Raw genomic sequence first — 26,414 nt, 5'->3', positions numbered from 1 at the left:
TCGAATGCTTTTCGCACTACGAGTATCGGTCGACGCGCTGGTCTCTCGAGCGAAGTGATAGGACACCGTTTTCCGCATTCACCGAGCGACTATTGCATTGAATGCACTCTCCTCGGTTGATGGCGTGCGGCCTTTACGCTCAAATGAAGGGGCGACAATCGAGCCGAACGCGACGATCGAAATGAGGCTGGAACCGGGGAACCACCTGGAACGTTTAGAGAACGCATTCAGGAGGCCGCTATGACTGACAATCCGAAAATAGCGACAACGTCCAACACACAGAAGGACCCCGACGATTGGGTCAGCGGCGACGAGCCGATGACCGGCGCGCAGCGGTCTTATCTAAAGACCTTGTCCGAACAGGCGCACAAGCCCGAAGCCTATGCCGAGGATCTGACCAAGGCGGAAGCGTCCAAAAGAATCGACGAACTGAAACAGTCGATCGACCTGGAGTGAGCGGTCCAGGCGGCAACCAGGGGGTTGAGCCGAACGCCGAAGACGTAACGTCTGCGAGTTGCCACTAACAGCGCAACGGCGAAAGAACGAGACCAACAGACACCTGTAACTCGGCGGACCAACTCAAGCTGAGTGTTGGCGCAAAGGACTTACGCCGTCAGCCAGCGTGCCGATCGCCACGAGCAACATCGACGGTCTTGGTTCCCTCAGCGGCCCGATAGTAGATCTCGGTCACCCGAAACCGGCCATCGGTGCGTTTGCATTGGACGATGACGTCGATCGCGATCTTCAGCATCTCGCGTATATCGTTTCGCTCCAGATCCCGCCCACCGTCGGATTCCTTCACCAGCAGTGTCAGCTGTTCGAATGCCAGCCTGGCCGAATCGGCGTGCACGGTGGTGATCGAACCCGGATGGCCTGAATTCACGTTGCGAATGTAGTAGAACGCGGTTCCGTCGCGCAGTTCCTGGAGAAGAATGCGATCCGGACGCATGCGCAGGCAGGATTCAAGCAGATCCTTCGCCCCGACTTTCGCCAGCCCTTGGCCGCCCTTGGAATAGAAGAGACGGACATGGTTCGGTTGCGGGATGACGAGCTCGGGCGTGTCTTCGATGGAGATGATGCGTTCGCTCGAAGGGATATGGCGGATCAACGCCTTGGAAAGCGTCGTCTTGCCGGAGCCGGTCGCCCCGGAGATGATGATGTTCTTGCGCGCATGGACCGCTTCACGAAGAAAGGCTTGGTAGGATCCATTTTGGTAAAATTCCAGGAGCCTACGGTCGACTGAGGGGATGTCCGCGTCTTCCCGTGCCACCTCGGCGAACAAGCCGCCTTGATCGAGGTCGTTCAGGCTCAGCGACACCGACGAGGGCTTTCTGATCGTGATGCTGACTGTTCCCTTCGTTGTCGCCGGTGGGATGACCATCTGGATGCGCTCGTCGCCCGGCAGCGTTGCCGAAAGGATGGGCCGGGTTTCGTCAATCGACTGGTTGGAATAGCTTGCGACAGCCCGCGCCAGGCGCATCAGCTTGTCAAACGACAGCTCCGGCAGATCGTGTGTTTGCCAGCCGGCCGTGCCCTCTGTGATCACCTGGGTTGGCCAGTTGATGATGATCTCGTAGAGGGATTTGTCACGCAGGAACGGCAACAGCGGTACCAGCAACTCTCGCACGACGCCGGAGTCGGCTCCCTCTGTCATCGCCAGGCTATTTCGTGACAAGGGTCGAAGCTGGGCTGAAGTCGCCAAGAAGCGCCCGATCGTAGATGCGATTGCGCGGTTCGCTCACGCGAAGCCGATAGACGCTCGAGAAATCGAGATCACGCGCCACGAATATCGAGACCAGCTCTCCTTGATGCTTCAACAGGGTCGGCGGAATGTTGATCGACTGCTCGACGGCGATGGTCGCGGCCTGCTTGCCGGCGCTCGTCGTGTTGTCTGCCTCGACATCGCTGTCCTGCAGTTGGCTGTTGGCATAGGAGGTCGCGTCGCCGACGATCGACAGCAGGATCGCGCTGCCGAAACGCTCCCACCAATGGGCATCGACATAGCCGTCGACACCGGCACGCCCAAGGGCATCGGTCGCCGGCGACGCCAGGGTAATGATCACGCCCTTCGGTGTCTTTGCCCGGTTCCAGAGCACAAACAGCCGTTTCTGGCCGCGGCGAAGACCACCACGATATTCGCCGACGACCTGCGTGCCTTTCTCCATCAGGACGACGCGGCCGTTGTCCGACAGAACGTCACGGTTGATGACACAGCTCGTGAAGCCGGGTTGGTCTGAGGACAGCGCCGTCTCCAGGACGCAAGGAATGGAGGTCCCCATGGCGACGATGAAGTCGCGATTTCCAAGGGTTCCGGCGCGCGAGCCCTGCAGCTGTGTCGGCGCCAGCATGCGATTGAAACGCTGGTCCTCGTTCTCGGCCTCGGCACTGAACCCGCCCTGCCTGCTTGCGAGCGGAACATAATTTGACGCGGCATCGGCGCTGGCATCCTGTTCTCGGGGATGAGACTGCCGGGACTTTTCACCACCAAAGGCGATGACCGGCGCGCGGCGGGCAGCATCGAGAAGCTTAGCATCCTCGCCGTCCTGCTCGGGCATTCCGGGCGTTGGCAGGATTGTTTCCGCCGGTGGGGCGACGGGTTGCGCCGGCTCCTTCGCTGGCTCGAAATCGGATGTCTGGCGGATCACGACGCGTTCGGGCTGGACCCCGTCGGCGGGCTTGTCCTGTCCGCGCATCGACCAGAGCGCAAAGCCGACGAAGGCAATGATTGCCAGCGCCACGACGCCGCGTCTCACCGTCGGATTGGTGTCGAGGCTGCGGCCTGTCGACGTTTCCGCCCGCTCACCAGGAATTTGGGTGCTGTCTTCCTCCATGACGTCCTCCTATTGTCCGCTCGCTGCCTGCGTCTTCACAACACGCTCGACCGAGGGTGAGGTCGTATTGGTGTCCGGATTGATGCCGATCCGATCATAGGCCTCGTTGAAGACGCACAGCACGTCGCTTCCCCTGCGCAGTATGAACTTGCGGCTGATCGCGTGCACCATCACCAGGTTGTTCTCGACTGACTTCGGCACGAGGCTCTCGCTGCCGTCTGAATTTTCCATGTAGATCGCCGGCATTTGCTGGTTTCCTGCAAAGGCGAAGGTCGTGACCTTGCCGTTGTCGTAGACTGCCTGCGGTTCGAGTGCCGCCGACCCTTGCGCCGAATAGCGCCAGTTGCGTGGCCCATAGGCTTCGTGAAGGGCAAGAACCTTGTCCGCTTCGCCGGCCTGAGCCGCTTGCGCACGAGCAGCGGCATCGAGCCTGCGCCGTTCGGCCTCGTCGGCGGGATAGCGATACTTCACATAGAAGTAGGTGTTCTGCCCGGCCTCGACGGTGCCGTCGCGAACCGTCAGCTCCATCTGATAGCTGCGGGTCGATCCGTCCCGCTGGGTCGTGACGACCGAGATGTTGGTCACGGGCTGGTTTTCGCGGGGCTTCAGGAACAGGATATTGCCGGCCGGCGCCACTTCCCATGCAACGCTGTTGCCGAGCGCGACGTGGGCGATCTCCTCGTCGGCGGCGAACTCGATCTGCACCGAGGACCGCAAGGTGCCGACGATTTTCGTGATGTTATAGGGCTGGTAGTCGACGAAACGGATGCGGCTATCCTGCGATGCGCCGCGCGGAATATCAAGCGCTGACGCCGTCGTAGAGAGGCCGGCAACAAGAAGGGCGATCAGGACACTCTGCTTCAATTGATGGCCTCCGGATCGGCGCGATATTGGCTGACGGCGAAACCAAGCGGATTGGTCAGCCGGTCGGTCGAGGACATCGGGGCGTTGACATAAGAGAAGGTGAGCGTCGCCACCCAATGGGTGGTCCTGATGTCGTCACCACGGGTGACCGTTCTGGTATAGCGCACCGAAGCCACATTCGCGTTGATCAGCGAGATCGAGACGACGTTGATGCGCGACGTCGCGCCGCGGCCATAGATATTCTGCGGAGAGTCCGGATTGCCGCCTCGGTAGATCGCCGCAAAACGCGCCTGTTCCGGCTGGGTCGAGAGCAGCGCGACCGTTCGAAAATTCTCCTCGGCCTCGCTCCAGACATAGGCTTCCCGCGCGCGCACATACTTGGCGGCGAAATACTTGGTCACCGCCTCGTCATAGCTGCCGGCAGTCGAGGTCAGCGCCGATACGACGTCGACGATGCCGGTCGAATTGTCGACCCGAACTACGAAGGGCTCGACCGTCTTCAACGGCGTGAGGCCGGCAACGGCAACGATCGAGGTGGTGGCAAGCACGCTTGCGGCGATCGCGACGGACCAGGCGATGCGTGCCGACCGCTCCACCTGGATAAGCCGATCCTGATCGAAGCGGCGGGCCTTTTCGAAATAGCTCTTCAGACTGTCCTCACTCACCATCTCATCCCTCCTGGCATGACCGATAGGAACCAACGACGTCGAAATGCGTGAAGGCGGCAGGTTCCTCCGTCAGCGGCTCTTCGACATAGGAAGACACTTGGCCGGTCGCCGTCGCCGGGACTGCGTCATTGCCGCTTTGACTGGCGGGCTTGTTGTCCTCCCACTGCCACATGGCGCGGTTGAGCGGCCGGCGCGAATAGCCATCGCATTTGGGCAAAGGGTGGAACCTCGATGCGCAGCCAGTGAGCTCCATGGCAAGCAGGAGCGAGACGATAATGCGGATCATTGAAATGCAAACCTCTGAAACGTTTTGTCGTGGAGAAGTCGTTTTCCGGCCCGTCAAGATCTGAGGCGGCGGCCGACGAAACGGGCGCCTCGCCCAACTGCTCTGGTGCCATGCGAGGCGGCCCAGGCAAGCGTACTTTCATGGGCGTCTCGGCTGGCACCATAGCCGTAGGTTAGCGATGCCCCGCCCGCTGCAAGGGCGGAGGCAATGCCGGGCAGCTGATAGAAGACATAAAGGGCAGCAAGGCAGATGGCGCAAAGGGCGACCGGGCGCATCATGACATCCGTGTAGCTTTCGACCGCCGTGAACGTCGTGTCGATGCAGCTGATCAGCAGTGAACCGATGGCGACGACCAGGACCTGGAGAATGACGAAATTGGCGAGCTGACCAATCCAGGATTCGGTAAAACGGCGGGTGGACTGGAACATCGCAAGCGCGACGAAGATCGGGCCGATCGCCAGCACGATGGCGAGCGCCAGCCGGGCATAGAGCGAGACGATATAGCCGATCGCCGCCACGGTGAAACTCGCGCCGATCGCCATCATCCCACCGATGCCGGTGACGATGTCGGCCGGCCAGGTGGCACGCGCCCAGATTTCCTTGGCGCATTTCTGACCCTTGTCGAGCAGGCTGTCGAAGGTGGAAGCGCTGGGCGCCGTCCCGGAGTTCAGCGCCTGCGAGATCTCGCGCGGCAGCGTCTCGAAGAAGATGTTGGTGACGTAGGTCTGATATTCGCTGGCGTTGCGCACCAGCATGACGATGATGGCAAGCTTCATCGCCCGAAACGCGAATTCGAGGATGGGCTCCGGCACCGAGCCCCGCAGGACAAGGTAGCCATAAAGCACGACGTAGAGCGTCAGCGCCGCGGTGAGTGGGCCGCTGATCCAGCTGGCGATGTTCGATGTGCCCGACGAGATGAAATTTTCCAGTGGCGCCTTGAACTGGCCATCGACGAAGCTGAAGACCTGGTACATCACTCAGCCTCCTGGCGATTTACGCGGAAGATGAAGCCGAACCCTCCAGTCAGCCGCCTCCGCGTTTTGGCAATTGGGCGTCTGACGCAAGGCGCCGGGGTTGTTGCGGCATTCACTTGTGATCTTCGCCAGCAGGACCTGATCATCCATCAGCTCGTCGACGGTGTAGATCCTGTCTTCGTCGCCGAAGCAGCCAGAAAGGGTGAGCACGATGGTGCCAAGCAGGAGATGTTTCATTTCAGCGCCTCTCCCATGGCATCCAGGCGCTTGCGCCAATCCTCGGCCTTGCGCTGGTCGTCGACCTGAACCTGTGCCTGCTGGACCATCTGCAGAGCCTGCATGCGCAGCACGTCGGTCTGCAGGAAGGCGGTTTCGGCCTGCAGCCGTGCCTGGAGATCGGCGATGTCCTTGGCATCGGCAGCACTGGAGATCTGCTGGCGCAGCTGATCGATGCCGTCGATGCGCTTGGTGGCGGCATCGTAGATCTGCTGGCCGAGGCTCATCTGGCCGGCATTGCGGTTCTGGGCGCGCGCCAGTTCCTGCGCGTAGAAGTCATTGGCATCGGTGCGATAGGTCAAATTATTCTCAAGGAATTTCGAGGCGGAGCTGCCGAAGACCCCGGTGCCCGAGCCTTTCAGCAGCCCTTCGATGGCATTGAAGTCCTGCGGCAACGCCTTGCGGATCGAAGGGTTGTTCAGCAGACCGGCGACATCGGCCATGTTGGTGACCTTGTTCAGCGATGCGTAAAGCTGTTGTGCCTGCTGAAGCTGTTGATTGAGCGTGTCGAGCTGCGATTTCAGCTGCGTGATGCTCTCGATCTGCTTGGCAATCGCCGTCTCATCGATGACCGGAATGCCCTGTGCGAATGCCGCTCCAACCGGCAACAGTGCAACCATCATCGCCAGAGAAAACCTTATTCTCACTCTTTGCATCAATCCGTTCTCCTTCTTTGCTGAAACACCGGTAGCCAGTCTTCGAGCCGGTCGCCGACCTCCTTGCGGATCGCCTCCGCAGTTTCGACGCTGGCGGTGCGGCCGGAGAGAATGTCGAGCTCGTCATCGAAACCCCTGAGGTTCAGTTCGGCGACGACGCTGTTGTGCCCTTGCTTGACGATGAAGCGGCGGCTTTCCACCGGAAGCTCGCGGGAGAGAAGCTCAAACTCGCGCTCCGTTAGTTTAAACCCGTCGACATAGTCGCCACGATCGCCGCGCGGATTGGGCAGGAAGATCTGCGTCGGGCACTGCTCGATGATCGTATGGGCAATCGGCGAGACGATCGCATCGCGCGGGCTTTGGGTCGCAAATAACATCAGGCCGTTCTGTTTGCGGATCGTCTTCAGCTTGTTCTGGGCGAGGTCGCGAAAGCCTTCGTCCTGCAGAGCCTTCCAGAACTCGTCGATCACGATGATGATGCGCCGCCCGTCGATCAGCTGCTCGATGCGGAAGAACAGGTAGGCCATCAATGGCGTGCGAATTTCCTCGTTATCGAGGAAATCGGTCATGTCGTAGCCGATGAACTTGGCACCGATGCCGATATCGTCGCTCTCGTTGTCGAACACCCAGCCGAGCGGCCCTCCCCTTTCCCACCGCCTCAGCCGCGCGGCGAGGCCTTCGGGATCGGTGTTGTTGAGGAAGGTGCGCAAGGCCCCGATGGAGCGCCTGGTGACCGGCAGATCCGCCAGGCCGTCGATCGCCGAGGCGATGTCGCGCAGCTCCTGGACCGTCAACTCGCGCTTCGCCGATCCGACCAGCTGGCCGACCCAGCGGGCGAGGAACACCTTGTTCTCGGGGGTGAGTTCAAGCGCCTTCAACGGAGCGCAGCCGGTGGCAATACCGTTTCGAAGCGGCAGGTAAGTGCCGCCCGCTGCCCGGACGAACAGGTCAGCGCCCCGATCCTTGTCGAAGAAGACCATGTGGGGATCATGTTTTTCGAGTTGGGAGAGCATGAAGTTCAACAACACCGTCTTGCCGGTGCCGGATGGTCCGCAGACGAAGGTGTTGCCAAGATCGCTATGATGGAAATTGAAATAGAAGGGTGAACCGGACGCGGTCTTCAGCATGGCGACGGCCGGTCCCCATTCGTTGTTGTCCTTCCTGCCTGTCGGATACGAATGATAGGGAGAGAGTGCTGCAAAATTTCGCGAGGTGATGGCGCCCGACCGTGCCCGATAGCGGAAGTTGCCCGGCAACTGCCCCCACCAGGCTGCCTCGAGCCCGAGATCCTCGCGGGCGACCACCGCACCGCCATTGGTGAGATACGCCCGCGCTTTGGCCATGTGGTCGGTGAGCTCCTTTACTGAAGGCGCGAAGACCGACAGCGCGAGATGATGCTCACCGAGGACAAACCGGTTCGACTCCAGATCGTCCAGGGCATCGCCGAGCTCTTCGATCTGCGAGGCTGCCTTGTCGCCGGCACTCACCATCTGGTTCTGTTTGCGCCCCATGATCGTGCGCGCATCGGCCTTCGATACGAACGCGAAAGACTGCGTCAGGATGAGCTCGAAGGAGGCCGTCACGATGCCGTCGAGCATGCCGCCGCGGGTCGTCGCCGGATATTCCTTGAACCCGAAGATGCCGGCATAGCGACTATCGGCCTCATGACGAATCTCGATGGTTTCGCGCCCGAAGATTACCCGATCCGAATAGATGGCCGACGATATCCTGCCCTCCGTCAACGGGACGCGCTCCCGCCGGCCGCCAACGATCTGATGCAGCACCTCGCTCGGTTCGGAAAAGAGAATGCCGTCCTGCTGGTAAAGAGAGAGCACTCGAGGCTCGAAGCGCTTCAGGCCCGCGGTGACGTCGGATACCTTGTCCTTCAGGTGCTTCAAGCCATCCTCGTCGACTTCGACGCCGGCGCGGCGCGCTTCGCGCAGCCGTGAGATAAGGTTGGCGGCCTTTTCGGCGGGATCGCGGCCCGGATGCCAGACGAGCGAGAGGTAAAGATCGTTTCGAAACAGATCCTCATCGATCATGCGTTCGCGGTATTTTGCGTTCAGCCGCTCTGAGAAAGGATTGGCGAACTCTCCGTCCGGATAGGCGTTGTCGCGACGGCGAATGATATGTGTCCACAGCGCAAGCCGCTCGTCGGCAATGTTGCGGTAGAGCGTATTGAGGTCGCGGTGGAGGCTGTTCAAGTCCAGGACATCGGCGGTTTCGAAGGATATGCCATCGAGTGCGAGCATCACCATCAACGCCCTGGATTTGAGCGCAATCGTTGTCTCGTCGACATGGCGGACGTGCGGAATGAAGGTTTCGGGGCCGAGTTCGCGTGAGCGAAGCGTTGCGACGCTAGGCAAGGCTCAGATCCCTTTGGTCATAGTGCCGGATGAGCGTCAGCGGCGAGAGCGTGGCGCCGCCCCAATACGCGGTGTTGCGTGACCGGCCGCGGGTGTCGATCCACGAGATCAGGATCCGGAACATGTTGTGGTCGTGCTTGACGAGTGTCCGGAATATGAAATGAAAGACGACGCCGACCAATGCGTAGGCGATCGATCCCGCGGTGATGTAAAGGATCGTCGTCAGCATCACGTTCACACCCATCGCCTCCATCGTCACGCCGGCGATCATCGCCGGGCGGGTGCAGGCAAGAAACAGCGTGTCTTTCTCGATGGCGGCAGTGGTCACCATGTCATCAGCTTCCGACGATCGTATTGACGAGTTCCGTCGCCCCGAAAATCCCGCCGATGCCGATGATCCAGAAGCCGGCGCGGCGCAGATCCATGTAGCCGAACATCCAGGCGATGCAGATGATGATGACGGCGATGACAGCAAGCAGCCGGGCGATGTTGCCGGTCAGCATGTCGACGATGTTCTGCAACACGGTTTCGACGCCGGCAGCTTGGGCAAAAGCCGGTTCTGCCAGGCAGGCCACGATGGCGACCGCCATCAACGCGGAAGCCGCGATAGGGCGAAGGTTTGCTGTTGAGATCATTGGCTTTGCTCCGATCGATCATTCTGAAATACGAGAACCTGGGTCTGCCGACGGGCATTGAAGACGTCCCATGATGCGGCTTCATGAGGCTGCGGAATGGATTCTGTGATTGCTGGCGCCCCCCGGCTGTCTGCCGGTTTTTCAAGAGGGATGTCTTCACGCGGTTCGCCGATGGCGACAGAGGCCAGGCTGGAAGGCAGGCGGACCATTTCATGGCGGACCTGCTCGTCGTATTTGACCATCTCGCCGACCGACGGATCGTTCCGGCCATAATAGGACTGCAGCATGACCTTTTCGGCTTGAATCGCATCGCCGCCGGCATGCAATGCGAGGCGATAATAGCTGTCGAGCAGAGTGGCCGTCGCCTTGAGGTTCAGGCAGGGATCGAACGCATCCGAAATCGAAAGCTTCAGCTTGCGCAGCTCTTCCATGCCGATACCACCAAGGCCGATCTGTAAGTCCTGCCGAGCGGCAATGAGGGAGGTCGCGCGTTCGATTGCCTCGGCCTTCGACGCGGGTTGGCGCTCGAGCGGCGGGCCGCTGTTGACACGAATAGCGAAAGGCTTGAAGCCGCTCTCGAGACTGATGACGGCGGCCAGCGTTCTGACCTCCACAATGGGGGCGCAGTTTTGCGCGAGATCCAGGAAGGTGGCGGCCATCGTTCAGTACCAGACCCGCTGCGTGGCTGCCCCGTCAATGGTGACGTCGACATAGTGGGGCTGCGGGCGCACGTTCGGGCGCGCCGTCGAATAGCCCATGCACTGGCGGCGCCCATCCTCTCGCTGCCAGCGTGGTGATCGCACCGAATGCTTGTTGAAATTGTAGCCTTCTCCAACATTGGGGCAGTATGCGTCGCTTACCGGCTGGAGGGAGGTCGACACGCAGGTAGTTTCCTGTCCGCGCGGACCATAATCGCTTTCCAACCGGTAACCCGCTTCGCAGTAATAGGGCTCATAGCCCGGGCGCGAACTGGTAAAGCCGACGCCGCTGCATGTCGGGAATGAATGTCCCTCGGCAAGCTCCCGCCACAGCTTCTGAATTGGCGGGTGGCATGCCGCGAACTGCGTCGCACCTCCAGGGTTGGAAAGGCACAGGATAACCTCGCAGCCCCATTCATTTGCTTGCGCCTGGCGAGGTGAAGTAAGGTAGGGTGGCAATATGCAGCAGGCGGCAACGACCGAATTGAGCAGAAGGTTTTTCATGAGTACGACCCTCCAGAGGACATCCCATTGCGAAAGAGATGACTTGCCTGTAAACGCGTTTATACTGATTTATATAACACAGTAAACGAGCATGACAAGAGCACTCACAACCCAATGGCGCAATCTGGCTTTCTCGGGTCTCATCCTGCACGAAATCCTCGATCATCCGCTCGAAGACGAGACGCCTCAGGCGAGGCTGAAACAGGTCGGCATGATGACGGTCCTGTACAGCATGAACCAGGCGCATCAGAAGCTAACTCTTTCCAATATCATGGAAATTACCGCACTTACTCGCAGCGGTGTCAAAGAAACGGTCGATCTCCTGGTCAAACGGGGAATGCTGGACGAGACGATCGTCAAGAACTCGATGGGTCGTGGAACGGCCCGTCAGTTCGAGATCTCAGAAGCGCTTCTGGAGAAACTGAGCTCGTTCGGAGCCGGGTGAAAACGGATTTAACTGGCGAATATGATCGTCTTAAACCAACTGAGAAGACACCGGAGGGCCGAGACATAATTGCAACGCCTCGGCCCGTTCTTGACAAATCGAACAGGTAGCCCGGCTCTTCGGGGAGCAAATTGTTTTCGACATGCTGCGCCACCGATGCCAGTTTCAGGGCGAAACGCCCGAGAACTCGCTCATCGGTCTGTTCGATGTCATGACCCAGCCCAAGTCATGTCATCCGGTAATCAGGCGCAAACCATCAGAATATGGGCGGGTTTTGGATATCTCGGCGACAGGTGATCGCCACCGGTTGACGCTTGCCCACGTCGCTTTTTTCCTCCGCAGCATTTCAACCGAACCGGTCGCACGACATCGTCAAGGCGAAGATGCACGCGGTTCTTGCACTGCCAATCATCGTTTATCAGGTCCGTGCGTGGGGCGTGTCACGCGAAGGACTCCCATCAGTTGCTCGAATGCCAGCCTCGCGAAGGCCGCATGGACGGTAGGCGAACGAGCCTGGATGAGCGCACGTTCACATTGCCACCATTGTAGAAATCGGTGCCGTCGTGCACCTGCGCCAAAAGGTGCACGGCGGCCGCACGCGCACCCAGGTATCAAAGAAGCTCTTCGCGCCGACTTTTGCCAACCTTGGTCTGGCCGACGGCTCCAGGCCAGGCCGAGTGAACGGTCGGTCGCTGCATCAAGTCTCAATCAGCGGGAAAGTCTTGGCGATCGGAAGGTTCAAGCCTACCGGCTGCCCTGAAACGTTGACCCGCGCGTTTGGTCAGTGCCGTCCGCTGAACCCCAACGGCGCGAGACTGCCATGTCAGCAGAGAGAGAGAGAGAGAGAGAGAGAGAGAGAGAGAGACGGTTGATATGTCGGCCCGCAAATATCCATAACTCGCAGACATATACGATTTGCGCAGGAAACACGGGGTCGCCAGTCGGCATTTGCCCGGAAAACGCACCAATTAACAGAGACTTAATCAGTTTGGATACTTCTTGCACATAAGTATGACTTTTTGTGACGGTGGTCTTTTTGCGCTGGGGTCTTTCGCATTCACTTACTCGGGTCCTCAACGCCCTTCGCGGTCTCGAAAGGGACAGGGACGGCAATGTCGCCATCGTCGTTGCCCTCACCCTGGTGCCGATGATCGTCGCAGTCGGCGCGAGCTTTGACTACATCAGGACCTACAATGTCCGCCAGAGGATGCAGAGCGACCTCGACACGGCGCTGATTGCGGCCGTCAAAGAGATCGATACCGACGACGCCGTCGCTCTCAAGCAAAAGGTCTCCGACTGGTTCCACGCGCAGGTGGAAAACAGCTATACGCTCGGCGACATCGACATCGATACATCAAACCATAAGATCACGGCGACGGCCAGCGGCACGGTTCCGACGACGCTGATGAAGATCGCCAACATCGACACCGTTCCCGTGAGTGTGGCAAGCGCCGTCAAGGGGCCGGCCACCTCCTATCTCAATGTCTATATTGTCATCGACACTTCCCCGTCGATGCTTCTGGCGGCAACTACGGCCGGCCAGTCGACCATGTATTCCGGCATCGGCTGCCAGTTCGCCTGCCACACGGGCGATGCGCACACCGTCGGCAAGACGAAATACGCCAACAACTACGAATACAGCACGGCCAAGAACATAAAGCTGCGCGCCGATGTCGCCGGCGACGCCGTCAAGGACGTACTTGCCTTGATCGATACGTCCGACAGCAATCATCAACGTATCAAGGTCGGATTATATAGCCTCGGCGATACCCTCACGGAAGTTCTCACCCCGACGCTCAGCACCGACACGGCGCGCAATCGCCTTGCGGACGCAAGCTACGGCCTCACCAGCGCGACCTCGAAGGCAGCCACCTATTTCGACGTCTCCCTGGCAACGCTCAAGCAGAAAGTCGGCACCGGCGGCGACGGGACCACCTCAAACTCGCCGCTCAAACTGGTTCTCCTGCTGACGGATGGCGTCCAGTCGCAGCGCGAATGGGTGACCGACAAGGTGACCTGGAAAAACGGGCAGGCGATATCCGGGCCATATTGGAACAAAGTGGCGCCGCTTAATCCGGACTGGTGTGCCTACGTCAAAAACCAGTCCGCCACGATGGCCGTGCTTTACACCGAATACCTGCCGCTCACCTCGGATTGGGGCTACAACGCAACCGTCGGTTCGACCATGGCCAGCGCCAACTGGAAGGGCACCTATGGTGGCACCATGCAAAGTGGCGTGTCGACCAGCATCACGAGACGGGATTACATCCCCTATGCGCTTTCCGATTGCGCATCGTCCAAGAGCCTGTTCATATCAGCATCGTCGTCAGCCGAGATCACCGCAGGCCTGTCGGCGCTTTTCACCCAATACCTCGCATCCGTCAGGTTGACCCAATGAGGCGAGGAAAACGCTTCACATCGTTGCACCGCCTGCTTGGCGACCGCAAAGGGGTCGCTGCGATCGAATTTGCGATCCTGGCTCTGCCGCTCTTCATCATCATCTTCGGCATTATCGAAGTGTCGCTGATGTTCTTCGTCAACTCGGCGCTCGACGCTTCGGTGCACAAGATCTCCCGGATGATTCGCACCGGCGAGGTTGCATCTTCCAAGATCACGCTGACCGATTTCAAGGCGAGAATCTGCAATGACATGCTTCTGTCGTTCAGTTGCTCCAGCGGTCTGCTGGTCAAGGTGATCGTGCTTTCCGACCTCTCTTCCGCCGCCAGCACCGACCCCATCGACGACAGCGGCAATCTCACCGTCACCGAGACCTATGACATCGGCAAGGGCAGCGACTACGTCCTGGTTCAGACGTTCCTGCCATGGACCGCCGTCGTCAATTTCTTCAGCCTTTCGAGCGCCAAGCTTTCGGACGGCCGCTACCTGCTTGGATCTTCCGTTCTGTTCCGCAACGAGCCTTTCTGACATGATGAGACGGTCCTTTTTCCGCTTCGCCCAATCCCGCGCCCGTGATCTCATGCGCAACCGCTCGGCGGCCTCGGGCGTGGAATTCGCGCTGGTGTTGCCGATCCTGGTGATGCTCCTGTTCGGCACAGTTGATCTTGGCCACGCACTGACCGTCAGCCGGAAGATAGACGAGATTGCCTCTTCAACCGGCGACATGATTTCGCAGCAGGGCTCCTGGACGAAGTCCGACGTCGCCAAGCTTCTCTCTGGCGCCAGCTTCATCCTGCAGCCCTATGAGACGACTGGGCTGACGATCACGCTGGCCGTGGACGATATCGCCACGAGCGGCAGCGCGACGGTCAACTGGTCCGCAGCGCTCAACACCTCCGCCCTTAACACCGGCTCGGCGAGCACGATCGAGGTCCCTTCGGAGATCCAGGATGACGGCGTACAGGTCGTGTTGACCAGGGTGCAATACACATTGACGACGCCGGTCTCGGCATTCTTTTCAAACTTCACCGGGCAGAATGGCTACAGCTTCGATCGCCATTATTTCAATCGCCCGAGGGTCGGCGACAAGATCACTTACAAATAAGCTCGAGGGTCTTTCGAATGGGCTGGAGGCCCGCGCTGCTGCGATGATCACTATAGCCTTTACGGATCGACCGTTCCATCAGTCCGGCATGCAGCCAGTGAGCTCAACGTCCCTTTCCAACCACGGCTTCCGCGAGTTTATCGAGAACGGCAATCGTCTGACCGGCGCTTATACCCGGCTTTGGGACAGACCGCATTGACCCGGAGGCTGTCGGGTGCATAGTCGCTGGCGAGGTTCTGGTTGCAGGCGGCAACCCCGCCCTATGTCGTCTAATAGGCGCGATTTGGCTCGGCGCTGGGCTGTCGCCTAAGGCCCGCTCGGGCTGCGGAGTAATGAAATGAAAATCGACAGTATCGGCTTCGTCGGAACCGGCGCAATTACCGAGGCCATGGTTCGCGGCCTTCTGGCCGAACCGGCCTATGCCTCCGAGATTCACGTATCTCCACGAAGCGCTCACATCGCCGCGACGCTGGCCGACGAATTTGCCACTGTCAGAATTGCCAAGGACAACCAGGACGTCGTCGAGCGCAGCGACATGGTGTTCCTGGCAATAAGGCCACAGGTCGCTGAGGAGGTCGTGCGCGCGCTATCGTTCAAAAACGGCCAAATGGTCGTCAGCCTCGTTGCGGCGACGGAGCGCCGGGCACTCTCCGAATGGATCGGCGCCGACGTGCATCTGGTGCAGGCAATCCCCCTACCCTTCGTCGCAGGCAGGCAAGGCGTCACCGCCGTCTATCCGCCTGATACCACTGTCGCAGCGCTTTTCGATACGCTCGGAACGGCTGTCCAATGCCAGTCGAGGAAGGAATATGATCTTCTCGCGGCCGCGAGCGCAATGATGTCGACCTATTTCGGCATCATGGAGCAACTTGCGCTCTGGCTGGAAAAAAGCGGCCTCGAAAAGGTGAAGGGACAGGCCTACATTGCCCCGCTCTTTGCAAGCCTCGCGCAGAAAGCAAACAGCCCCGGCAACGAACCGTTCAGCGCGCTGAGCCGCGAATTTGCGACCAAGGGCGGACTGAACGAGCAGGTTTTCTCAGACTTCGAGAAGATGGGAGGCCTTGTCGCGCTGACCGCCGCACTCGATGGTGTCCTTGCCCGGATCGAGGGCAGGAACTAGAAAGTCGGCGGCGTGCAGGCGCTGATGACCTCGCAGGGTACCGGTCCGACGCAGCGGAAGCGGTGCGGGCGCCGGCTTTCGAAATAGTAGGCGTCACCCGCGCCAAGGATCCGCCGCTCGTCATCGACCGTCACCTCGAGCCTTCCCGAGAGCACGATCCCGCCCTCCTCTCCCTCGTGAACAAGGGGAACCTTTCCGGTGTCGGCGCCCGGCTGGTAGCATTCCTTGAGGATCTGCAGGCTGCGACCGAACAGGTGTTCTCCAACCTGCCTGTAGGAAATGGCGCCCTTGCCGATCTCCACCAGCTCCTCGGCCGCATAGAAGGCCTTCCTTGGACGCTCGGGCTCGAAGGCGAAGAACTCCGCCAGGCCGATGGGGATGCCGTCCAGGATTCGCTTCAGGGCCCCGACCGACGGGTTGGAGGCGTTCGATTCAATCAGCGAGATCGTCGAATTGGGCACGCCCGTGCGCTTTGCGAGCTCACGCTGGGAAAGCTTATGGGCGATGCGGAGATGGCGAAGGCGGCTGCCGATGTCGACTGACATGCTATGGTTCGTTTGTGTTGTCCAGAATATCCAAAATTTTAGCTTTCAATTTGTCTAATTTCAATAGCTTGTACCGACAAAGAAAAGGACTTGTTTGAAAGGGAGAAATTGCCATTCTCGGCGCCACGCCAAAGGAGGCCAGGATGGACCAGCTCAGCAAAACGAACGCGCCCGTACTCGAAAATTTCTGGATGCCGTTCACCGCGAACCGGCAATTCAAGGCGACGCCGCGCCTGTTGGCAGCCGCAGAAGGCATGTATTACACCGACGTCGATGGACATCAGGTGCTTGATGGCACGGCCGGGCTCTGGTGCTGCAACGCCGGCCACGGCCGCAAGAAGATCGCCCATGCCGTCGAGCGACAGCTTGCAACACTCGACTATGCGCCGACCTTTCAGATGGGGCATCCGATCGCCTTCGACTTCGCCTCGAAATTGGCTGCGATCGCGCCGGGCGGTCCTGACGCCAAGCTCGACAGGATCTTCTTCACCGGCTCGGGCTCGGAATCGGTCGATACGGCGCTCAAGATCGCCATCGCCTATCAGCGGGCGATCGGCCAAGGCACCCGAACGCGGATCATCGGGCGCGAGAAGGGATATCATGGCGTCGGGTTCGGCGGCATTTCCGTCGGCGGTCTCGTCAACAACAGGCGGGTCTTCCCGCAGATACCGGCCGACCACATGCGCCACACGCTCGACGTCGGGCGCAATGCGTTTTCAAAGGGCCTTCCCCAACACGGCGTCGAACTGGCTGACGACCTCGAGCGCCTGGTGCAACTGCACGGCGCCGAAACAATCGCCGCGGTTATCGTCGAGCCAATGTCGGGATCGGCGGGCGTGGTTTTGCCGGCGAAAGGCTACCTGGAGAAGCTGCGGGTAACCGCCGACAAGCACGGCATCCTACTGATCTTCGACGAGGTCATCACCGGCTTCGGACGCCTGGGAACCCCTTTTGCGACCGACTATTTCGGCGTCGTGCCCGACCTGATCACCACGGCAAAAGGCATCACCAACGGTACGATCCCGATGGGCGCGGTCTTTGCCAACCGCAAGGTCTATGACGGCCTGATGGTCGGACCGGAAAACGCGATCGAACTCTTCCATGGCTACACCTATTCCGGCCATCCGGTCGCCTGTGCCGCCGGACTCGCTACTCTGGAGATCTACGAGGAAGAAGGCCTGTTGACCCGCGCAGCCGATTTGGCCGAGGATTGGCAGGAGGCGCTCCATTCGCTGAAAGGCCTGCCTCATGTCGTCGACATCCGCAATCTCGGACTGGTCGGCGCTGTCGAACTGGCTCCTCGTGACGGCGCGCCGGGGACCCGCGCCTACGAAATCTTCGTTGACTGCTTCAACAAGGGCCTGCTGATCCGGGTGACCGGTGACATTATCGCCCTCTCCCCGCCGCTCATTATCGAGAAAACCCAGATCGACACGATCGTTTCGATCCTCGGTGATGCTCTGAAGCGTGCGGCATAGATCCGAGTGCAGCTTCCGTCGGCGATCGGATGTCTGGTCCACCGCCCGACGGAAACATCCGGCGCAGCGAGATGGAGATCAGCGCTTCAAGGTCTGTGACGGCAGTAGGCCGAAACGCTTCCTGTATTCGGCGGCAAATCGCCCCGGATGCGTAAAGCCCCATCTCAGCGCGACGTCGGCGATGGCCTGCCTCTCGTCGGACCTGAGCAAATCGCGATGGGCGGCGGCCATCCGAAGGTCCTGCAGATAGGACATCGGGGTCGTCTCCCTGAACTGCCGGAAGCCCTGTTGCAAGGTCCGAACGCTGACCTTGGCCGCCAACGCGATATCGTTGAGCGAAATCGGCTCGGCGATGTGTTCCTGCATGAAGTCGATGGCCCATTTCACATGGCGCGGAGCCGGCCCAGGAGCAGGAAGCGCAAGCTCTTTGGAATAACGATTGGGGCAAGATTCCAGAAGCAGATAGATCGCCGCGTCGCAGAGTAAGCTGGCGGCCAGAGGCGCCCGTTTCAGCGGTCCGTTTCCGCTGAGACCACGATGCAAGCTCGAAACAATTTGCTGCAATACAAGCCCCGGGCCGCTCGTCAGATCGATGTGCGGATGAAAATCGATGTCGCCGCTGATCGTTCTCTCAAACATATGCGTGAGGTGACTGACGATCTTAGCCTGATCGACGAACAGGCCGAAATGACGGCGCGGCCCAAACAGGCGGGCACCGGCGGCGCGACCTGCCTCCAGAATGGTACCACGGGCTGGAACCGAATAGATTTGCTCCCGCATGCCTTCGAAAGACGCGGTTCCTTCCATCGGCAGAAAAACGATCATCCTGTCGCTGGGCGCCTCCCGCCTGATCAGGATTGTGCCTTCGTAGGTGCAGTCGGCTACGGTTACCTCTTCTCCGACGGAGACAAAATTGCAGCGATATGCAATCGGCATATTGCCTTCGGCGGCAACCTTGATCGGGGAGTTCGGCGTCGACAATATTTCCGAGAGCTCGTCCGGGTCTGTTCCGCTGTGTGCCGTCTCCCGAATTAACATACCCTGCTCCGCCAGCTGTCGGGTGAGGCCGCCGTTGTTCCGGATACGAGAATTGACCGACATTCGGGACCTCCGATGGACACAATGATAGCGGATTTGCGCAATCATGCTCATCTTGTTTGCGTTACCAGGCAGCTTCAGCCATAGCGATTAATTGCGAGATCCTTCGCGTCGATTTCCGGCTGACTTCCGCTGACGAGATCGCCGATGAGGCGCGCCGAACCGGTGCTCATGGTCCAGCCGAGTGTGCCGTGACCGGTATTGAGATAAAGGCCGGCAATCTTGGTCGCGCCGATGACCGGCGTGCCATCGGGCGTCATCGGACGCAGGCCGGACCAGAAGGAGGCCTTGGAAATATCGCCTCCGGGGAAGAGATCGGTGACCGAATATTCCAGCGTACTGCGGCGGGCGAGGCCAAGATCGTTGGTATAGCCTGATATTTCAGCCATGCCGCCGACACGAATGCGGTCGCCGAGCCGTGTGATCGCGATCTTGTAGGTCTCGTCCATGACGGTCGATTCCGGCGCGCGTGACGCATCGGCGATCGGGATGGTAAGCGAATAGCCCTTGACGGGATAGACCGGCAGCCGGATGCCGAGCGGCTTGAGCAGCAGCGGCGAATAGCTGCCGAGCGCGACCACCACCGCCTCCGCGCTCATTCGCTCACGATCGGTGATGATCCCATGCACGCGGCCGGCCTCGACATCCAGCGCCTTGATCGTCGTCCCGTAAGCGAAATGGACGCCGAGTGCCTCGGCTTTGGCCGCCAGCGCATTGGTGAACTTGAAGCAATCGCCGGTTTCGTCCTTCGGCGTCAACAGGCCGCCGACAATCTTGTCGCGCACGTGCTTGAGCGCCGGTTCGAAGCGGATGCAGCCGTCTCGGTCCAGCACCTCATAGGGAATGCCGTCAGCAGCCAGCGCCTTGACATCCTTTGCCGAGGCATCGAGCTGCTGGTCAGTGCGGAACAGCTGCAGGGTACCCTGCATGCGTTCGTCATAGGCAATGCCGGTCTCGGCGCGAAGATCGGCCAGTGCGATGCGGCTGTAATCGGCAAGGCGCAGCATGCGGCTCTTGTTAATCGCGTAGCGCTCGGACGTGCAGTTCGACAGCATCCTGACCATCCAGGAGAGCATGGCCATGTCGAGTTTCGGGCGCAGGATGAGCGGCGCGTGCTTCATGAACAGCCATTTCATGGCCTTCATGGGAATGCCGGGCGCGGCCCATGGCGAGCAATAGCCGAAGGAGACTTCGCCGGCATTGGCAAAGCTCGTCTCCAGCGCCGGACCCGGCTGCCGGTCGACGACCGTGACCTCATGGCCTGATTTGGCGAGCTGATAAGCGGATGTGACGCCGACGATGCCGGCTCCTAGAACGATGACTTTCATGATGTTCCCAATGATGGAGCCGCCGGCTCTTAGCGATATTGCCTGTCGTAACGATCGCCCAGGCCGGTTAGGATTTCGTATGAAATGGTGCCGGCGTCACGCGCAATGTCTTCGAGCGTCTGATGGCGGCCAAGAACTTCGACGAGGCTACCGAAGGTCAGCGCCCCTTCGGGCAGTGCTGAGATGTCGACGGTCGTGCTGTCCATCGACACGCGGCCGACAATCGGCAGTCGGATGCCCTTGAAATAGACGGCGCCACGGTCGCTGAGGCTCCGCGGCAGGCCATCGGCATAGCCTGCGGCAATAGTGGCGAGACGTGTTTCCCGTTGTGTGACATGCGCGCCGCCATAACCGACTTTCGTCCCCGCCGGCACGGTGCGCGTCTGCACGACGGCGACATCAAGGCTGACGACCGGCTCCATCGGGTTCTTCTCGCCGGCATTCGGAGCGCCGCCATAAAGCGCGATGCCGGGCCGGGCGAGCACGCCGTGATAGGCCTCGCCTAAAAAAACGCCGCCGGAATTGGCCAAGGAAATATCGAAGCCGGGAAACTCGTCGGCGATGCGGGACATCTCGGTAAACTGCTCGCCGTTCTGCTCGCTGTCCACGTCATCGGCCGAAGCCAGATGGCTCATGATGAACAGGATTTCGACATTGCTGCCGTCGCGAAGGGCTGCCGCCAACTCTGCTCGTTCTTCCTTTGGAAAACCGAGCCGCGACATGCCGGTGTCGAATTGCAGGACGGCCGGCAGGCAGCGCTTCAGAATGCGCGCAGCCGCTGACCACTGCCGCCACTGCGCCAGCGAGTTGAGAACCGGGACGATGCCCATCTCGGCGCAGGCGATCTCGTTGCCCTGCTGCAAGCCGTTCAGCACGAAGATCTGGGCATCGTGCGCAAGGGCAGGCTGGAGCCTCAAGGCCTCGACAAACTGGGCGACGAAGAAATGCCTGCAATCTTCACTGTAAAGCGTTCTTCCGACCCGCTCAGCGCCAAGACCATAGGCATCGGCCTTGACGACGGCCCCCGCGCGGACCGGTGCCAGCATCGATACGAGCTTGCGATAGTTACGGCCGAGGGCGGCAAGATCGATCGTCAGATAGCCCGTGGCTCCCTGCGCGATCGTCGCGGTGCGTGTGCGGGAAACCAAAATATCGCTATCCATGTCCACCCCTTTTTGATTTCAAGGAATTTATGAAATAATGAGCGAAATTGCCGATCATTTAGTAGTCGATTATTGCGTAATGTGCGTGTTATCCGCATAATCGATAAGAAATTGGAACGATCTCTCATGCCCGCTCTCGACGCGATCGATCGCAATATCCTGAGACTGCTGCGCCTCGATGCTCGCATGAGCAATGCCAAGCTCGCCGCAGAGATCGGTCTCTCTCCATCGGCCTGTCTCAGGCGCATCAAGATCATGGAAAAATCAGGCGTGATCCGCGGCTATACGGTGCTGGTAGACACCGGCAATGCGGATGAGATGATCGCCGTGATCATCAACATCACTCTCGAACGGCAAACGGAGGACTATCTCGACCGGCTCGAGGCGGCGGTTCGCCGGCATCCCGAGATCCGGGAATGTTTTCTGATGACGGGCGGTTCGGACTACCTGCTGCGCGTGGAGGTCGCCAATGCCGGCGAGTTCGAGCGGATCCACAAGGAGATACTGTCGACCTTGCCCGGCGTCCTCAGGATTCATTCCAGCTTCTCGATCCGCAATGTTCTGGCGACACGCACGAGGGGCAGGCGCTGAACCGCGATCACAAGGCGACCAAACCGCCTGCCAATAAGAACCGATCTTCTGATCCGCTCCGCCGACGGACCGGCCCGGTGCGGCGCTCTAAAAAGTCAGTTGCACCTTGCAGGCGGCCGTACGGTCCCCCGCGAGAGCGAAGGCTGCGGTGGCTTCTTCGAGCGGCAGGCTGTGGCTGATGATCGGCCGCACGTCGATCTTGCGGCTGGAGATCAGCGCGACGGCAGTACCGAACTCCTCGTGGAAGCGCTGCGTTCCGTGGAGTTGAAGCTCCTTGCCGACGATCGCGTTGAGAGGGATCGGCACGTCTCCTGTGACGCCGACCTGCACGATGGTTCCGCGCGGCCTGATGGCGGCAATCGCGCCACGGATGGCCGGGGCGGCGGCCGAGCATTCGAAGACGAGATCGAAATAGCCCTTTCCCGCCTCGAATTCCCCAAGCGCGGGGGCATCCTTGGAAACATTGATCGTGCGGGTGGCGCCCATCGCTTTTGCCCGGTCCAGCGCCGCATCAGCGAGATCGGTCACCATGATCTCGCTGGCGCCATGATAGGAGGCGGCGGCAACCATTAGGGCGCCGATCGGGCCGGCGCCGGTGACCAGCACCCGTTTGCCGGTGATATCTCCAGCGCGCGATGCCGCGTGCAGGCAGACGGATAGCGGCTCGCTGCAAGCCGCTTCCGCAGCAGTTGTCGCTGCTCCGACCGCAAAGCACTGTTTGGCCGGCACCACCAGCCATTCCCGGAACATGCCCTGCTCATGCGGCAGGCGCATCGCGCTGCCCATGAAGCGCATTTCCAGGCAGTGGATCGGCATGTTTTTCTGACAGTATTCGCAATGTCCGCAGGGTTGGCTGGGATTGACCGCCACCAGCGTCCCGGCCTTCAGGTCGACCCGCTCGCCCGCCTGGCTCACGGTTCCCGATGCCTCGTGGCCGGGTATGATCGGCTCGCGAACCCTGACCGGCCCGAAGCCGCCATCCTGATAATAATGCAGGTCGGAGCCGCAAATTCCTGCCGCGGCCATTTTGAGAAGCACCTCGCCGGGACCAGGGGCCGCAACCGTTTCGGTCTCGATCCTGAGATCGCCCTTTTGGTAAAGCCGTGCCAGACGTGTCCGCATCGTGTCCATCCTATCTCAACAGTCCAAGCTGCTGCGGCAGCCACAGCGATACTGCGGGCACGAAGGTGATCAGGATCAGCGCCAGGAAGAGCGGCACCAGCCAGGGCAAGATCGCCATCGTGGTGCGTTCGACGGAGAGTTTCGCAACCCTCGACAACACGAAAAGCACCATGCCGAGCGGCGGGTGCAACAGGCCGATCATCAGGTTCAACGTCATGATGAGACCGAACTGGACGGGATCGATCCCGAATTTCAGGACGATCGGCAGAAGGATCGGCACGAGGATGGTGATGGCCGCGATCGTATCCAGGAAGCAGCCGACGAAGAGCATCAAGAGGTTCACGAGGATCAGGAAAACCCATTTGTTGTCGGTGATCGACAGGATCGCATCGGACAGCAGCTGTGCCGCCTGGCTCACCGTGAGCAACCATGCGAAGACCGAAGCCGCAGTGACGATGAAGAGAACGGATGCCGTCGTCTCGATCGTATCGAAGCTTGCCTTGGCGAGCGTCGAGGGCGTCATCGTACGGTAACGCACCAGACCGAGGAACAGGGACCAGAGGACGGCAGCGACGGCGGCCTCCGTCGGCGTGAACCAGCCCATCGTCATGCCGCCGATCAGGATGACGGGCGTCATCAGCGCCATGACCGCGGAAAAGCGGAAATACCAGTCGAGGGCAAGAAGCAGGACAAGGGCAATGCCCGCCGCAACATTCATCGATACGCCCGCCTGCATCAGCAGATAGATGGCAAGCGGCACCGCCAGGACGACGACGATTTCCATTCCCGCCGACAGGAGTTCTCTAACATTAAACGGCGCGTCCGAGCCCCAGCGCTTCTTATAAGCAAAGGCGGCGACGGTGATCATCATTAGCAGCGTCATAACGATGCCGGGCAAGATGCCCGCCATGAAGAGAGCGCCGATCGAGACGTTCGCCATCATGCCGTAGATCACGAAAGGCAGCGACGGCGGGAAGATCGGGCCGAGCGTGGCAGACGCCGCCGTTACGCCGACCGCCGCCTCAACCGGATAGCCGTGGTCCTTCATCGCCTTGATCTCGATCGTGCCGATACCGGCCGCATCGGCGAGCGCAGTGCCTGACATGCCGGAGAAGATGACCGAACCGATGATGTTGACTTGCGCGAGACCACCCTTCATCCAGCCTACGAGAGCCACCGCAAAGGAATAGATGCGGCCGGTGACACCGGCCGAGTTCATCAGATTGCCCGCGAGGATAAAGAACGGCACAGCGAGCAGCGGGAAGCTTTCGACGCCGGCAATCATCCGCTGGGCAACGATGATGTCGGGGGCAACGCCGTAAAGGACGATGTAGAGCACCGATGCGACAGCCATCGAAATGGCGACGGGCACCCCGATCAGCATCAGAACTAGAAACGAGCCAAGAAGCAGCAGCATCGGTTCAACCCTCGATCGTCTGGAATTCTTCGGGGCGCTCCAGAACGGAGTAGCCGCGGCGCATGTTGGCGATGAAGACGATGACCGCACGGATCAGCATCAACACGAAAGCGACGAGAACGCTGTAGAAAACGATGTTGCGCGGCAGGTCGACGGTGACCATCTGCTCGTCCGCGACGATGTCGACGTAACGCCACATCAGGTGGCAGCCATAGGCGAAGAAGCCGATGCGGACGATATCGACGAAAGTGGCGAGCACGCGCGCCAGACCTGCCGGCATATAGTGATAGAATACATCCACCTGGATATGCCGCGACGTGCGTACGCACATGACGGAACCGAGAAAGACGACACCGATCAGGCAGTTGATCGCGATCTCCTCGGTCCATGCGTAGCTGTCGTTCAGGACATAGCGCGTAAAGAACTGCAGGAAGACGCAGCCGGCCATCAGCCAGAAGACCAGCAGCGTGATCCAGTCCTCGATGGCGTAATCCGAGACGTTTGCGGTCGGCGCCTGCCCTTCGAACTCGTGACCGATTTCTTCGGCCGTGATTTGCGTATGAATTTCTTGCGACATGATCGGCCTGTTCCGGTTGGGGAAGAAGGAGCGCGCGTGGCCGCGCCCTTCAGTTGTCGACAAACATCGTCCTTTGCTCGGCGTGACCTCGGCTCGGTGAGCGCCATTCCTGCCCTCATCCGGCTGCCGCAACCTTCTCCCCGCCAGCGGGGAGAAGGGACATGCCGCGCCGGTCTTCAAGCCTCAGCGCTGACATTTGGCACGTCCCCTCTCCCCGTCTAAACGGCGAGAGGGTTAGGGTGAGGGCATCACGAAAAGGTGGCTTACGGGCTTTACTGGATCGCGCGAATTGCTTCCCAATCGGCCTTCTCGTAACCGAAATCCTCGAATTTGACCTTTTCCATCACGGTCTTTTCGAAATCGGCTTTGTCGACTTCAGTGACATTCAGGCCCTTTTCCTTGAAGGTCGCAATCAGGCTGCTTTCCTTGCCGGCGATCGTCTTGCTCGTGCGCTCGGCGGCCTCCTGCATGACCTCGCCGAATATCTTCTTGTCCTCGTCGGAAAGGCTCGCCCACCGCGTCTTCGAGATCACGGTATTGAGGTGGTCGACGATGTGGCCGGTGAGGATGATGTTCTTCTGGACTTCGTAGAACTTCTTCGCCTCGATTGTCGTCAGCGGGTTTTCCTGCGCCTCGACCGTACCGTTCTGCAAAGCGAGATAGACTTCGGCAAAGGCGATCGGCGTTGTGTTGGCACCGCAGGCGCGCGGCATGGCGAGATAGGCCGGAACGTCAGGCACCCGGATCTTCAGGCCCTGCATATCGGCGCATTTGGCAATCGGCTTGTTCGATGTCGTATGGCGCGTGCCGTAATAGCTGACGGCAGCGATGTGGTTGCCGGTCTTGTCTTCATAGCCTTTGGCAAGACGCTTGAAGACATCGCTCTTTGTGTAGGCGATCAGGTGATCGGGACCGCGGAAGATATAAGGGAAGTAAGTTACGCCGATCGGCTTGTAGTCGCGTGCCGCAAAGCTCGATCCCGAGATGATGATGTCGACCGTCCCGAGCTTGAGGCCTTGGTTGATGTCGGCTTCCTTGCCGAGCTGCGAGGCCGGATAGACCTCGATCTTGTAGCGCCCGTCGGTGCGCTTGTTGATCTCTTCCGCGGCCCAGACGGAATCCGTGTGGAAGGGCTCTGACGTTTCATAGACATGCGCCCATTTCAGCACTGTCTGGGCATGGGCGATCGCGCTGCTCGCCATGATCGCGGCTGCAGTGCAAAGTATCGTTGCGAGTCTGCTTTTCATTGCTCTCTCCTCCCGAGCTTGGG

At 60.1% G+C, this 26,414-nt stretch carries 29 protein-coding genes and 1 pseudogene; 8 read left to right on the top strand and 22 right to left on the bottom strand.

Annotation, left to right across the window (positions count from 1 at the left end):
• Positions 1-240 precede the first annotated feature (240 nt).
• Entirely contained in the window at positions 241-456 is a 216-nt protein-coding gene (locus tag N2600_RS26030; RefSeq protein WP_260299326.1) for a DUF3072 domain-containing protein, read from the top strand.
• Positions 457-613: 157 nt separating this feature from the next.
• Here the strand turns inward: N2600_RS26030 and virB11 are convergent, their stop codons facing one another.
• From virB11 to N2600_RS25965, 13 genes are read right to left on the bottom strand one after another with little or no spacing between them, the layout of a single operon-like run.
• Positions 614-1,654 carry a P-type DNA transfer ATPase VirB11 gene (gene virB11 / locus N2600_RS26025; protein ID WP_260299325.1) on the bottom strand — a complete coding sequence of 347 codons (1,041 nt, stop codon included), beginning with the start codon at positions 1,652-1,654 and terminating at the stop codon, positions 614-616.
• A gap of 7 nt (positions 1,655-1,661) precedes the next feature.
• Positions 1,662-2,831: a type IV secretion system protein VirB10 gene (gene virB10, locus N2600_RS26020; RefSeq protein WP_260299324.1), complete on the bottom strand. Its 1,170-nt coding sequence runs from the start codon at positions 2,829-2,831 to the stop codon at positions 1,662-1,664.
• A 9-nt stretch (positions 2,832-2,840) separates the two neighbouring features.
• A complete protein-coding gene (gene virB9 / locus N2600_RS26015) occupies positions 2,841-3,695 on the bottom strand; it encodes a P-type conjugative transfer protein VirB9 (RefSeq protein ID WP_260299323.1) in 855 nt (284 codons plus the stop codon).
• Positions 3,692-4,363: a virB8 family protein gene (locus tag N2600_RS26010; protein ID WP_260299322.1), complete on the bottom strand. Its 672-nt coding sequence runs from the start codon at positions 4,361-4,363 to the stop codon at positions 3,692-3,694. The genes virB9 and N2600_RS26010 overlap by 4 nt, the downstream gene beginning before the upstream one ends.
• Position 4,364: 1 nt before the next feature.
• The gene (locus N2600_RS26005; protein WP_260299321.1) at positions 4,365-4,649 is read right to left on the bottom strand and encodes a hypothetical protein; all 285 of its coding nucleotides are present in this window, start codon (positions 4,647-4,649) and stop codon (positions 4,365-4,367) included.
• 53 nt (positions 4,650-4,702) lie between these two features.
• On the bottom strand, positions 4,703-5,623 hold the full coding sequence (locus N2600_RS26000) for a type IV secretion system protein (protein WP_260299320.1): 921 nt from the start codon (positions 5,621-5,623) through the stop codon (positions 4,703-4,705).
• Between the two features lie 3 nt (positions 5,624-5,626).
• Positions 5,627-5,860 carry an EexN family lipoprotein gene (locus N2600_RS25995; protein WP_222387198.1) on the bottom strand — a complete coding sequence of 78 codons (234 nt, stop codon included), beginning with the start codon at positions 5,858-5,860 and terminating at the stop codon, positions 5,627-5,629.
• Positions 5,857-6,522 carry a P-type DNA transfer protein VirB5 gene (gene virB5 / locus N2600_RS25990; RefSeq protein WP_260299486.1) on the bottom strand — a complete coding sequence of 222 codons (666 nt, stop codon included), beginning with the start codon at positions 6,520-6,522 and terminating at the stop codon, positions 5,857-5,859. Before virB5 ends, N2600_RS25995 begins: the two co-directional genes overlap by 4 nt.
• A gap of 32 nt (positions 6,523-6,554) precedes the next feature.
• Entirely contained in the window at positions 6,555-8,921 is a 2,367-nt protein-coding gene (locus N2600_RS25985) for a VirB4 family type IV secretion/conjugal transfer ATPase (RefSeq protein ID WP_260299319.1), read from the bottom strand.
• Positions 8,914-9,252 (bottom strand): type IV secretion system protein VirB3, encoded by a 339-nt coding sequence (locus N2600_RS25980; RefSeq protein ID WP_260299318.1) that lies wholly within the window; start codon positions 9,250-9,252, stop codon positions 8,914-8,916. Before N2600_RS25980 ends, N2600_RS25985 begins: the two co-directional genes overlap by 8 nt.
• A gap of 4 nt (positions 9,253-9,256) precedes the next feature.
• Positions 9,257-9,556 carry a TrbC/VirB2 family protein gene (locus N2600_RS25975; RefSeq protein WP_222281786.1) on the bottom strand — a complete coding sequence of 100 codons (300 nt, stop codon included), beginning with the start codon at positions 9,554-9,556 and terminating at the stop codon, positions 9,257-9,259.
• Positions 9,553-10,215, bottom strand: a complete 663-nt coding sequence (locus tag N2600_RS25970; protein WP_260299317.1) for a lytic transglycosylase domain-containing protein — start codon at positions 10,213-10,215, stop codon at positions 9,553-9,555. Before N2600_RS25970 ends, N2600_RS25975 begins: the two co-directional genes overlap by 4 nt.
• Before the next feature lie 3 nt (positions 10,216-10,218).
• Positions 10,219-10,758: a hypothetical protein gene (locus tag N2600_RS25965; RefSeq protein ID WP_260299316.1), complete on the bottom strand. Its 540-nt coding sequence runs from the start codon at positions 10,756-10,758 to the stop codon at positions 10,219-10,221.
• Positions 10,759-10,849: 91 nt separating this feature from the next.
• Between N2600_RS25965 and N2600_RS25960 the strand changes: the two genes are divergently transcribed.
• The 4 genes from N2600_RS25960 (at position 10,850) to N2600_RS25945 (ending at position 14,705) form a co-directional block, all read left to right on the top strand.
• Positions 10,850-11,203: a MarR family transcriptional regulator gene (locus N2600_RS25960; RefSeq protein ID WP_170281502.1), complete on the top strand. Its 354-nt coding sequence runs from the start codon at positions 10,850-10,852 to the stop codon at positions 11,201-11,203.
• A gap of 1,036 nt (positions 11,204-12,239) precedes the next feature.
• Complete coding sequence (locus tag N2600_RS25955; RefSeq protein ID WP_260299485.1) at positions 12,240-13,601, top strand: TadE/TadG family type IV pilus assembly protein; 1,362 nt, start codon at positions 12,240-12,242, stop codon at positions 13,599-13,601.
• The gene (locus tag N2600_RS25950) at positions 13,598-14,128 is read left to right on the top strand and encodes a TadE/TadG family type IV pilus assembly protein (RefSeq protein WP_222281789.1); all 531 of its coding nucleotides are present in this window, start codon (positions 13,598-13,600) and stop codon (positions 14,126-14,128) included. Before N2600_RS25955 ends, N2600_RS25950 begins: the two co-directional genes overlap by 4 nt.
• 1 nt (position 14,129) lies before the next feature.
• Positions 14,130-14,705, top strand: a complete 576-nt coding sequence (locus N2600_RS25945; protein ID WP_260299315.1) for a TadE/TadG family type IV pilus assembly protein — start codon at positions 14,130-14,132, stop codon at positions 14,703-14,705.
• Between the two features lie 133 nt (positions 14,706-14,838).
• Here N2600_RS25945 and N2600_RS34655 read toward each other — a convergent pair.
• Positions 14,839-14,959: pseudogene (locus N2600_RS34655) on the bottom strand (short-chain dehydrogenase); the annotation flags it as partial.
• 83 nt (positions 14,960-15,042) lie between these two features.
• Here N2600_RS34655 and N2600_RS25940 point away from each other — a divergent pair.
• Positions 15,043-15,825: a pyrroline-5-carboxylate reductase gene (locus N2600_RS25940; protein ID WP_260299314.1), complete on the top strand. Its 783-nt coding sequence runs from the start codon at positions 15,043-15,045 to the stop codon at positions 15,823-15,825.
• On the opposite strand, the gene N2600_RS25935 is transcribed toward N2600_RS25940, so the two are convergent.
• Complete coding sequence (locus tag N2600_RS25935) at positions 15,822-16,370, bottom strand: cupin domain-containing protein (protein ID WP_170276202.1); 549 nt, start codon at positions 16,368-16,370, stop codon at positions 15,822-15,824. The two genes, N2600_RS25940 and N2600_RS25935, sit on opposite strands and share 4 nt — an antisense overlap.
• A 143-nt stretch (positions 16,371-16,513) precedes the next feature.
• On the opposite strand from N2600_RS25935, the gene N2600_RS25930 reads away from it, so the two are divergent.
• On the top strand, positions 16,514-17,848 hold the full coding sequence (locus N2600_RS25930; RefSeq protein ID WP_260299313.1) for an aspartate aminotransferase family protein: 1,335 nt from the start codon (positions 16,514-16,516) through the stop codon (positions 17,846-17,848).
• A gap of 78 nt (positions 17,849-17,926) precedes the next feature.
• Here the strand turns inward: N2600_RS25930 and N2600_RS25925 are convergent, their stop codons facing one another.
• The 3 genes from N2600_RS25925 to alr form a co-directional block, all read right to left on the bottom strand.
• Entirely contained in the window at positions 17,927-18,949 is a 1,023-nt protein-coding gene (locus N2600_RS25925) for a helix-turn-helix transcriptional regulator (protein WP_170281507.1), read from the bottom strand.
• Between the two features lie 74 nt (positions 18,950-19,023).
• Positions 19,024-20,274 (bottom strand): D-amino acid dehydrogenase, encoded by a 1,251-nt coding sequence (locus N2600_RS25920; protein ID WP_260299312.1) that lies wholly within the window; start codon positions 20,272-20,274, stop codon positions 19,024-19,026.
• 29 nt (positions 20,275-20,303) lie between these two features.
• Positions 20,304-21,437: an alanine racemase gene (gene alr / locus N2600_RS25915; RefSeq protein ID WP_260299311.1), complete on the bottom strand. Its 1,134-nt coding sequence runs from the start codon at positions 21,435-21,437 to the stop codon at positions 20,304-20,306.
• A 126-nt stretch (positions 21,438-21,563) separates the two neighbouring features.
• Here alr and N2600_RS25910 point away from each other — a divergent pair, with 126 nt between their 5' ends.
• Positions 21,564-22,028 carry an Lrp/AsnC family transcriptional regulator gene (locus N2600_RS25910; RefSeq protein ID WP_003550368.1) on the top strand — a complete coding sequence of 155 codons (465 nt, stop codon included), beginning with the start codon at positions 21,564-21,566 and terminating at the stop codon, positions 22,026-22,028.
• 87 nt (positions 22,029-22,115) lie between these two features.
• On the opposite strand, the gene N2600_RS25905 is transcribed toward N2600_RS25910, so the two are convergent.
• From N2600_RS25905 to N2600_RS25890, 4 genes are all read right to left on the bottom strand, one after another.
• The gene (locus N2600_RS25905) at positions 22,116-23,150 is read right to left on the bottom strand and encodes an L-idonate 5-dehydrogenase (RefSeq protein ID WP_260299310.1); all 1,035 of its coding nucleotides are present in this window, start codon (positions 23,148-23,150) and stop codon (positions 22,116-22,118) included.
• 10 nt (positions 23,151-23,160) lie between these two features.
• A complete protein-coding gene (locus N2600_RS25900) occupies positions 23,161-24,567 on the bottom strand; it encodes a TRAP transporter large permease (protein ID WP_017967795.1) in 1,407 nt (468 codons plus the stop codon).
• Positions 24,568-24,571: 4 nt separating this feature from the next.
• A complete protein-coding gene (locus N2600_RS25895; RefSeq protein ID WP_017967794.1) occupies positions 24,572-25,144 on the bottom strand; it encodes a TRAP transporter small permease in 573 nt (190 codons plus the stop codon).
• A gap of 272 nt (positions 25,145-25,416) precedes the next feature.
• Positions 25,417-26,391 (bottom strand): sialic acid TRAP transporter substrate-binding protein SiaP, encoded by a 975-nt coding sequence (locus N2600_RS25890; protein WP_260299309.1) that lies wholly within the window; start codon positions 26,389-26,391, stop codon positions 25,417-25,419.
• Between the last annotated feature and the right edge of the window lie 23 nt (positions 26,392-26,414).

The organism is Rhizobium sp. WSM1274, assembly GCF_025200775.1.
Taxonomy (GTDB): domain Bacteria; phylum Pseudomonadota; class Alphaproteobacteria; order Rhizobiales; family Rhizobiaceae; genus Rhizobium; species Rhizobium leguminosarum_I.
This window is presented reverse-complemented; position numbering and strand designations above follow the sequence as displayed.